7 protein-coding genes and 1 tRNA gene are annotated in these 9,805 nt (G+C 70.9%); 4 read left to right on the forward strand and 4 right to left on the reverse strand.

The features are described 5' to 3' along the window. The first annotated feature begins 20 nt into the window (after positions 1-20). Complete coding sequence (locus K311_RS17810) at positions 21-2,999, forward strand: EAL domain-containing protein (RefSeq protein WP_051240008.1); 2,979 nt, start codon at positions 21-23, stop codon at positions 2,997-2,999. 46 nt (positions 3,000-3,045) lie between these two features. Continuing rightward, positions 3,046-5,832 carry a hybrid sensor histidine kinase/response regulator gene (locus tag K311_RS17815; protein ID WP_425476584.1) on the forward strand — a complete coding sequence of 929 codons (2,787 nt, stop codon included), beginning with the start codon at positions 3,046-3,048 and terminating at the stop codon, positions 5,830-5,832. Positions 5,833-5,940: 108 nt separating this feature from the next. On the opposite strand, the gene bfr is transcribed toward K311_RS17815, so the two are convergent. The 4 genes from bfr to K311_RS16640 all read right to left on the reverse strand — a co-directional run bounded on the left by bfr (position 5,941) and on the right by K311_RS16640 (position 9,033). Continuing rightward, complete coding sequence (gene bfr, locus K311_RS0111290) at positions 5,941-6,408, reverse strand: bacterioferritin (RefSeq protein ID WP_026817404.1); 468 nt, start codon at positions 6,406-6,408, stop codon at positions 5,941-5,943. A gap of 200 nt (positions 6,409-6,608) precedes the next feature. Continuing rightward, a complete protein-coding gene (locus K311_RS0111295; protein WP_026817405.1) occupies positions 6,609-6,812 on the reverse strand; it encodes a bacterioferritin-associated ferredoxin in 204 nt (67 codons plus the stop codon). Positions 6,813-6,911: 99 nt separating this feature from the next. Then, the gene (locus K311_RS16635) at positions 6,912-7,454 is read right to left on the reverse strand and encodes an RNA pyrophosphohydrolase (RefSeq protein WP_051240012.1); all 543 of its coding nucleotides are present in this window, start codon (positions 7,452-7,454) and stop codon (positions 6,912-6,914) included. 76 nt (positions 7,455-7,530) lie between these two features. Next, positions 7,531-9,033 (reverse strand): MATE family efflux transporter, encoded by a 1,503-nt coding sequence (locus K311_RS16640; RefSeq protein ID WP_051240014.1) that lies wholly within the window; start codon positions 9,031-9,033, stop codon positions 7,531-7,533. Positions 9,034-9,159: 126 nt separating this feature from the next. Between K311_RS16640 and K311_RS0111310 the strand changes: the two genes are divergently transcribed. Together K311_RS0111310 and K311_RS0111315 are read left to right on the forward strand one after the other, a co-directional pair. Beyond that, positions 9,160-9,236 (forward strand) — tRNA-Met (locus tag K311_RS0111310). A gap of 305 nt (positions 9,237-9,541) precedes the next feature. Beyond that, positions 9,542-9,805, forward strand: a 264-nt coding sequence (locus K311_RS0111315; protein WP_026817406.1) for an IS5/IS1182 family transposase, incomplete at its 3' end; no start/stop codon positions are given.

The following is a 9,805-nucleotide window of genomic DNA, read 5'->3' on the forward strand; positions in this document are numbered from 1 at the left end:
AGCCAACCGGGGGCCACGCGATGAATCCGCACGACGAGTCACGACTCGCCGAACACCGCCATGCATTCCTGCGGCTGCTGCCCCGCCGGGTGGAGGCGATCGGTCGTCGCCTGCACCACTTCCTGCAGGAAGGCTGGGACATCAATGGCCTGGCCCTGATGCACGAAGACGCCGAGTGGCTCGGCGCCGCCTGCCGCAAGCACGGCATCGATGCCGCCGGCGAACACTTCTCCCGCCTGCACGCCCTGCTCGGCCAGACCCTGCAGGACCAGGCCCTGCCCGATCCCGCGCTCGGCGAGCGGCTCTGGCACCTGATCGAGGACATCGGCGCGGCGATGCCGGTCGGCGCCGACCTGGCGCCACCGCCGGTGGCCAACCGCGCCGACCACGGCGGCCGCGGCGAAACACCACCGGCGAACTACTGGCGGCGCTGGGGCGACGACGCCCCGCCGGCGAAACTCAGCGAGGTCACCGCGGCCGACATGGCGCTGGAGCCCGAGATCACCGGCGAGATCATCCACGACCCGGTTCCGGTCCGCGGCAACCCCGGGCCGGCGGCGCCGGAGTGGACGATGGCCGAACCGGTCGAGGAACCGCGGGCGGTCGCCGGGCCGCCGCCGGAAGCGCCGGAACTGGAACTGGCACCGACCGAATTCATCAGCGCGGCCGACACCGTGCCCGCGGGCATCGCGCTGGCCCGCGGCGCCCAGTCCCTGGTCGACGACGACGTCGCCGGGCCGGTGCCGGACGTCGTGCTCGGCCCCGACATCCGCCTCGGCGCGAGCGCGCTGGCCGACGTCGATGCGCCGCTGCCGCCGGGCATGGCGGCACCGACCCTGGCGACGTCGCCCGCGGCGGCACCGGCGCAGGCGCCGCTGCCGCCGCCGTTCCGGCAGTCGACGCCCGAACCCATCGTCCCCGAACGGAAGGCGCCGATGCCGACCAACGCGAGCCCGCCGCCCGGAACCCGCATCTACCACCTGACCGACCACGGCCCGCTGTCGCTGGAACTCGACCAGCGCATGGAAGCCGCCGGCTACGAGGTCGAACTGCTCGACAGCGCCGACGAACTGCAGGAACTGCTCGGCGCCTACCCGGCGCACGTGACCCTGGTCGACGCCAGCTTCAGCGACCAGCTCGAGAACGTCGGCATGGCGGTGCGCGCCGCCGCCCAGCGCGTCTCGCAGAAATGCCTGCTGGTGGCGATTTCCCAGGAGGACGACATCAACCTGCGCCTCGCGGCCCGCCGCGCCGGCGTCGACAGCCTGCTGCTCGAACCGACCGCGGGCGGGGTGCTCAAGCGCCTCGGCGCCCTGCTCGACCCGGGCTCGGAACAGCCCTACCGCGTGCTGATCGTCGAGGACGACCGCAGCCAGGCGATGTTCGCCGAGAGCATCCTGCGCAACGCCGGCATGGAGACCGAGGTCGTGCTCGAAGCGCTGGAGGTGCTGCAGGCGCTGCAGGGTTTCCAGCCCGACCTGGTGCTGATGGACCTGCACATGCCGAACGCCAACGGCATCGAGCTGACGACGCTGATCCGCGACCAGGAACAGTTCCTGCACACGCCGATCGTGTTCCTGTCCGGCGAGTCCGACGAGGAGACCCAGTTCGACGCCCTCGACGCCGGCGGCGACGACTTCATCAGCAAGCCGGTGCGCCCGCGTCATCTCATTTCCGCGGTGCAGAACCGCGTGCGCCGCCACCGCGCGCTGGAGGCGCGGCGCAACCGCCGCACCACCCGCATCGCCGAGACCGGACTGTTCGACCGCGACGTGCTGCTCGAATCGCTCGAGGCGGTGATGAGCGAGGCGAACGAGCGCAGCGAGGGCGGCGTGCTCTTCCTCGAGATCGAGAGCGTCAACCTGCTGCGCGACCGCCTCGGCCTGACCGCGCTCGAGCAGCTGCTGACCGAGGTCGGCAAGCTGCTGGTCGAGAAGGCCGGGCCGGTGCCGGGCGCGCGCTTCGGCGACGGCACCTACGTGCTGCTGGACACCGAACACGACGAGGCCGGGCTCGAGGCGCTGGCCGCGCAGCTGCGCGGCGCGCTGGTGCAGCACCCGTTCCAGGCGCAGGGCCATCCGCTGCGCCTGCGGGTTTCGGTCGGCGTCTGCGCGCTGCGTTATCGCTTCCCCGACGTCGCCGCGATCCTCAACGCGGTCGAACGCGTCGCCCGCGAGGCGCGCACCAGCGAGAAGGGCGTGCGCCGCTACGAGCCGGCCAAGCCGACCGAGGAAGCGCGCGAGGCCGCGCTGGTCAAGCAGATCCGCGAGGCGATCGCGCTGAACAAGCTGGAGCTGCTGTTCCAGCCGGTGGTCGCCGTCGCCGGCAGCGACGACTCGCAGTACCAGGTGCTGCTGCGCCTGCGCGGCAGCGACGGCAAGCTGCTGCCGGCGGCCGAGGTGGTGCCGCTGGCCGAGCGCGGCGACTTCATCGACGACATCGACCGCTGGGTGCTGCAGAGCGCGCTGAAGCTGATCCGCGACCGCCGCCTCGAAGGCCGGCCGCTGCGCCTGTTCGTGACCCAGAGCGCGCTGACCCTGTCCGATCCGGCGCAGGCCACCTGGCTGAAGGCCGAGCTGGCCGCACACGACGTGCCCGGCACCGCGGTGGTGATCGAACTACGGCTCGAGGACGCCGCGACCCACGCCGCCACCGTGCGCCAGTTCTGCGACGCGATGGTCGCCGACGGCGTGCAGTTCTGCCTGAGCCAGTTCGAGGCCGGCACGGAATCCGAACGCCTGCTCGACCAGCTGCCGCTGAGCTTCATCAAGCTGGCGCGCAAGTACACGACGACCGCGAGTTCGGCGGCGCTGCGCGACGAGGTCAAGGTGCTGATCGAGCGCGCGCACCGGCACGGGCTGGAAGTCATCGGCCACGGCGTCGAGGATGCGCAGGCGGCGGCGACGCTGTGGATGAGCGGCATCGACTTCATCCAGGGCAACCTCGTGCAGCAGGCCGAGCGCAGCACCGACTTCGACTTCCAGCAGGCCGTACTCTGAGATGGCGCCGGTTCCGACCGCGAACGACGCCCTGATCGTCCGCTGGCTGGCGATCGCCGGCGCCGCCGGGGCCGCCGCGGCGGCGGCGATGGCGCATTTCCGCCCCGGCCTGCACTGGCACACGGTGGCGCTGGTCGCCGCGCTGCTGGCGGTGGCCGGCATCGCCGGCATGTGGCGGGCCTGGCGCAAGCGCGCCACGGCGATGGCCGAAGCCGCCCAGCAGACCGGCGACCAGCACCGCGAGGTCAGCGCGCTGCAGGAGGAACTGGCGCTGCACCGCCGGCTCGAACGCGAACTCACCGAGGCCAAGCAGACCGCCGAGGCGGCGATGATGGCCAAGGGCGAGTTCCTGGCGACGATGAGCCACGAGATCCGCACGCCGCTCAACGGCATCATCCCGATGCTCGACCTGCTGATGAGCACGCGGCTGCAGCCGGACCAGCAGGAGATCCTGCGCACCGCGTTCTCGTCGGCGCGGCAGATGCAGCGCATCGTCGACGACATCCTCGACTACTCGAAGCTCGAGGCGAACAAGGTCACCCTCGAGACCACCAGCTTCAACCTGCGCGAGTTGCTGGAATCGGTGATCCGGCTGATGGAGAAGCCGGCCGAGGGCAAGGGCCTGCGCCTGACCCTGCAGCTCGACCCGGCGGTCCGGCTGGCGGTGCGTGGCGACCCGGTGCGCCTGCGCCAGGTCCTGACCAACCTGCTCAGCAATGCGGTGAAGTTCACCGAGCGCGGCTCGGTCACCCTCACCGTCACCCGCCGCGGCGAGGGCCGCACCCAGCACGACCTGCGCTTCGAGGTCAGCGATACCGGCATCGGCATCGCCAAGGACGGCGCCGACCGCCTGTTCCGCGCCTTCAGCCAGGCCGATGCCTCGACCACCCGGCTCTACGGCGGCACCGGCCTCGGGCTGGTGATCTGCAAGCGCATCGTCGACCTGATGGGCGGCACGATCGGCGTCGATTCGGAACCGGGTCGCGGCTCGACGTTCTGGTTCGAGATCCCGCTGCTGAAGGCCGCCGGCGACGTGCAGGGCCAGCGCAGCGACCTCAACGGCGCACGCGTGCTGCTGCTGAGCACCGACGCCGCGCTGCGCGAGCGCCTGAACCGCGCCGCCCCCGACTGGGGCGTCACGCTGACGGCATGCGAGACGACCCAGGATGCGCTGACGCGGCTGCGCGCGGCGCTGACCCGCGGCGCCACCTGGACCTTCGACCTGCTGCTGGTCGACATGTCGAGCGTGCGCAGCACGGTGATCGCGCTGCACCGCAACCTGCGCCGCACGCCCGAACTGGAAGACCTGCGGGTCGTCTACCTGCAGACCGAGGAGGCCGTTCCGCATGAACTCCAGGGACCGTTCTCGCTGATGCTGCCGCGCACGGTCGGCAGCGGCGAACTGCGCACGGCGCTGAACCGCTTCCTCGCCCAGGCCGGCACGGAAGGGTCGGCCGAGACGGCGGCGGCGCCGGAGCGCGTGCTGGTCGTCGCCGCCGGTGGCGCCGGTTCCGCGTCGTCCTCCTCCGCGGCGCCCGACGACCTGCCGGCCCCGGCCCCCGGCGGCCGCCTGCGCGGGCGGCTGCTGCTGGTCGAGGACAACCCGGTGAACCTGATGGTCGCCCAGCGCCTGGTCGGCCTGCTCGGCCTGCAGTGCGAAACCGCCGAGAACGGCGAGAAGGCGCTCGAGCGGATGATGCTCGGCAATCTCGACCTGGTGCTGATGGACTGCCAGATGCCGGTCAAGGACGGCTACACCGCGTCCAGCGAGTGGCGCCAGCACGAGGCCCGGAACGGGCTGCCGCGGCTGCCGATCATCGCGATGACCGCCAACGCGATGGCCGGCGACAAGCAGAAGTGCCTCGACGCCGGCATGGACGACTACCTGTCCAAGCCGGTCGACCGCCGCCTGCTCGAGGCGACCATCGCCCGCTGGCTGGCGATGCGGCCGTCGGCCGTCGCCGCGCCCGGCGCGGTGCCACCGCCGCGGCCGGTGCCGACCGCGACCGCGCTCGACACGCCCTCGCCGGCCCCGGCGCCGGTCCCGGCTGCCGCCGCGGCCGCGGCCCCTGCCGCGATCCCGGCGACGGGCCCGTCCATTCAGCCCGCCGCGGCCGCGGTCACGCCGGCCACAAGCCCGAGACCTGCTGTCACGGCGCCCGCCACGCCAGCCGCGACGCCGCGCCCGGCCACGCAGCCCGCCACGCCGGCCACGACACCGCCCGCGACGCCGCGCCCAGCTCCGGCGCCCGCCCCGGCTGCTGCCGTGGCGACGCCCCGCCCGGCGCCCGCGCCGGGCATCGCGACGGCCCCGGCGGCGCCTGCCGCTGCGCCGCGGCCGCCGGCGGTGCCGGCTGCCGCAGCCGCCCCATCAGCAGCGCCGGCTGCCCCGGCCCCGGCCGCCCACGCCCAGGCCCCGGCAGCGCCTGCCGCGGCACCGGCGCGCGCACCCGAACCCCTGTCGACCGAACTGCGTGATCCGCCGGTGGCGCCACAGCCGGTGCTGGCGATGGAAGTCGTCGAGGAACTGCAGGCGGTGATGGGCGACGAGTACCTGACCCTGGTCCGGATCTTCCTCGAGGACGCCCCGCGCCAGGTGCGGGCGCTGGAAGCGGCCGCGGCGAGCGGCGACATCAGCCAGCTCGTCGCCCCGGCGCATTCACTGAAATCGGCCAGCGCCAACCTCGGCGCGATGGCCCTGTCGGCCGCCGCCAAGCGCATCGAACTCGGTGGCCGCCAGGGCACCCTGCCCCGGCCGGCGGTCGCGGTGGCGGTGCTGGAGGCCGAGTACCGGCGGGCGGCGATGGCGTTGCAGGGGCTGCTGAAAGGCTAGTAACGAGGGAAGAGTAACGAGTAACGAGTGAATGCCCGCGCTGCGCGCGGATCGCGGCTGAAGCCGCTCCTACACTCGTTACTCGTTACTCTCCACTCGTTACTCGCTTCACCCGATCTGCTTCTGCAGGTAGCTCTGCTCGCCGACGCGGGCGATGAGGTCGAGCTGGGTTTCGAGCCAGTCGATGTGCTCTTCCTCGGATTCGAGGATGTCGGACAGCAGGTCGCGCGAGGTGTAGTCACCGACCGATTCGCAGTGGGCGATGCCGGCCTTGAGGTCGGGCACCGCGGCGTACTCGAGCTTCAGGTCGCACTCGAGCACTTCCTTCGGGCCCTGGCCGATCAGCAGCTTGCCGAGGTTCTGCAGGTTCGGCAGCCCTTCCAGGAACAGGATGCGCTCGATCAGCGCGTCGGCGTGCTTCATCTCGTCGATCGATTCCTTGTACTCGTGTTCCGCGAGCTCCTTGAGCCCCCAGTTGCGGAACATGCGCGCGTGCAGGAAATACTGGTTGATCGCGATCAGCTCGTTGTAGAGCGCGCGGTTGAGATGTTCGATGACCTTGGCGTCGCCCTTCATGGCCGGCCTCCGCGTGTGTGGGGATGCGGGCAGCCTAGTCCCTTGCGCGGAACGATGCGGAAACAGGAACTACTCGCACCCGCCCCCCCCTGTGGGAGCGGCTTCAGCCGCGATGCTCTTCAGAACGTTCGCCGCTTCACAAAAAATCATCGCGGCTGAAGCCGCTCCTACGGAGCGAGCGGGAGAGAGAGAGACGCGGGTCAGGCGGCGACGGCGTAGACCGGCAGGTCGAAGGCCCGGGCAGCGCGATGTTCGGCGAGCAGCTCGGCGGCGTAATCGCCGCAGCTGCCGCAGCCGCTGGCCAGGCCGGTGCGCATCGTCAGTTCGGACACCGTCGTGACGCCAGCTTCGGCGGCGGCGCGGATGTCGCTGTCGGTGACTCCGTGGCAGATGCAGACGTACACGAGCGGCCTCGTTGCTGAGAACGGGTCGCATTCTCCGCGCGAACGCGAACCGTTGTCAACAACGGGTGCGTCGGCCGGCGTGAAGGCCGGCGCCCCGGTTCAGCGACGGGCCGCGGCGATCATCGCCCGCACCCCGGCATGCGCCGCCGGCACCGCGGTGTCGCCGGCCACCCGGCGGGCATGCGGCGCCAGGTGCTCCAGCGCCCGCGCATAGACCTCGCGCTTGAAGCTGACCACGTGCTCGGCCGGGTACCAGAAGTCGACCCAGCGCCAGGAATCGAATTCCGGCTTGTCGCACAGGTCGAAGCGGACCTGCGACTCCTCGCAGTTCATCCGCAGCAGGAACCACACCTGCTTCTGGCCGATGCAGACCGGGCGGTTGCCGCGGCGCACGCAGCGGCGCGGCAGCCGGTAACGCAGCCAGCCGGGGGTGGAGCCGAGCACCTCGACATGGCCGGGCTCGAGCCCGGTTTCCTCGCGCAGCTCGCGGTACATCGCCTCGAGCGGCGTCTCGTCGGTGTTCATGCCGCCCTGCGGGAACTGCCAGCCGTCGCGGTTCACCCGCCGGGCCCAGAAAACACGCCCGTCTTCGTGCATCAGCACGATGCCCACGTTGGGGCGAAAGCCGTCCGGATCGACCACGATCGGACTCCAGAAAAATCGTCTGTCGGCAGGTTGCCACAGGCCCGCGAAGGCCGACAAGCGCGATCCCGGCGCCTCAGCGATGCCCGCCGGGCGGCGGCGCCGGCGGTTCCGGCGGCAGCGTCGCGACGCCGACCTGCACCGACGGATCGGCGACGGGCGACGGCGCCTGCGCCGGTACCTCGGCCGGAATCGCGATCGCCTCGGGATCCTCGGCCAGCATGCGCGCGCTGCGCCAGCGGCCCCAGCGGTAATAGGCCAGGGTCAGCAGCATCGCGACGAAGGCGCTGGCCGGGAAACTCCACCAGATCGCGTCGACACCGAGCCAGGGCTGCAGCCGGTTCGCGAACGGCACCCGCACACCCCACAGCGCGATCGCCAGAATCACCAGCGGCGGCACCACCGCGCCGGTCGAGCGCACGACGCCGGCCAGCACGAACACCACGCCGAAGAACAGGAACGAGCCGACCGCGATGTGGTTCAGGTGCCGCGCCACCGCCAGCGCCTCGCTGCCCGGCGGCAGGAACAGCGCCAGCGTGTACTGGTCCAGCAGGATCAGCGGCGCGATCAGCGCCCCGGTCAGCAGGAAGTTGAAGCCGACGCCGGCCTTCGCGGTGGCGTCGACCCGCGGCCACAGGCCGGCGCCGACGTTCTGCGCCGCCATCGTCGAACAGGCGGCGCCGATCGCCATCGCCGGCATCTGCACATAGGTCCACAGCTGCAGCGCGGCGCCGTAGGCAGCGGTGGTGGCGCTGCCGTAGGCGTTCACCATCGCGATCATCGCGATCATCGCCAGCGAGATCATCACCATCTGCGCGCCCATCGGCAGGCCCTTCACGATCAGCGCCCGCACGATCGCCGCATCCGGCCGGTACAGCCGGCGCTCGTGCCGGCTGATCCACAGCGGGTGCCGGCGGTGGCGCAGCCAGCCCAGCAACGCCGGCAGCGCGATCGCATTGGCGATCAGGGTCGCCCAGGCGCTGCCGGGCACGCCGAGGCGCGGGAATGGCCCGGTCCCGAAGATCAGCAGCGGCACCAGCACGATGTCGAGCGCGACCGCCAGCAGCAGGAACAGGAACGGCGTGCGGGTGTCACCGGCGCCGCGCAGGATCGCGGTCAGGAACGCGAACGCGTACAGCAGCGGCAGGGCCAGGAAGAAGATGCGCAGGTAGCCGGTGGCGTCGGCGAGCGCGGCGGCCGGCGTGTCCATGCCGCGCAGCACCGCCGGCGCCGCGAACCAGCCCAGTACCGCCAGCAGCACCGACAGGCCGATGAAGAACGTGGCGCTGGTGCCGATGACCCGCCGCGCCCCCGCCAGGTCCTGGCGGCCGATCGCCTGCGCCACCAGGATCGTCGACGCCATGCCGAAGCCGAACACGCCACCGAGCAGGAAGAACATCACGTTGTTGGCGTTCGCCACCGCCGACAGCGCCGCCTCGCCGACGTAGCGGCCGACCCAGACCGCGTTCACCGAACCGTTCAGCGACTGCAGCACGTTGCCGCCGAGGATCGGCAGCGCGAACACGAACAGGGTGCGGGCGATCGGGCCGCGGGTCAGGTCGCGGGGCTGGGCGGACATCCGGGATCTCGGCGGCGGCGGCCCCGACGAGGCTCCGGCAACCCCCGTGTCGGGAACGTGGATTTGACAGCACCGGCCCCGAAGCCCGAGAATTCGCGCCCCTGTCCGCAATGGACAGCGCGCGATGGCTATGTAGCTCAGCCGGTTAGAGCACAGCACTCATAATGCTGGGGTCGGTGGTTCGAGTCCACCCATAGCCACCATTTCGCAGCTAATTGGGGCCAAGAATCTGGCTTCCATGATGCGACATTTCTTAAAGCACCTGGGTACGGATCTAGTAGCCAACTAGGTGGTGAGTCCGGTGAGTAGCGGGTCCGGTCCAGCCCCGAACAGGCCGGTGCTGTGTTCGCTCATTCGTGAAGGGTCAAGGGCGTCAATCGTTCACTCTTTGGCCCGACGCAACGCGAACTCTGAATCGACCAGACTTTCGTAGCAATTCATAAGGGAAGGTCTGAACAAGTCGCCCGAAGTGTGCTGAGATTGCGCGAAGCGGACAAGGGCGCGATCGATGGACCAGATGAGCTTCGGCGACGCGGAATACGCTGCCAAGAAGAAGACGACCCGGCGCGAGGTGTTCCTCGCCGAGATGGACAAGGTCGTTCCCTGGGATTCGCTGCTGAAGGTGATCGTGCCTTTCTACCCGGTGGCCGGACGCGGACGGCGGCCTTATCCGGTGCAGACGATGCTGCGTGTGCACCTGATGCAGAACTGGTTCGGCCTGAGCGATCCGGCGATGGAGGAGGCGCTCTACGAGATCAGCTCGATGCGCAAG

This window comes from Arenimonas composti TR7-09 = DSM 18010 (assembly GCF_000426365.1).
Taxonomy (GTDB): domain Bacteria; phylum Pseudomonadota; class Gammaproteobacteria; order Xanthomonadales; family Xanthomonadaceae; genus Arenimonas; species Arenimonas composti.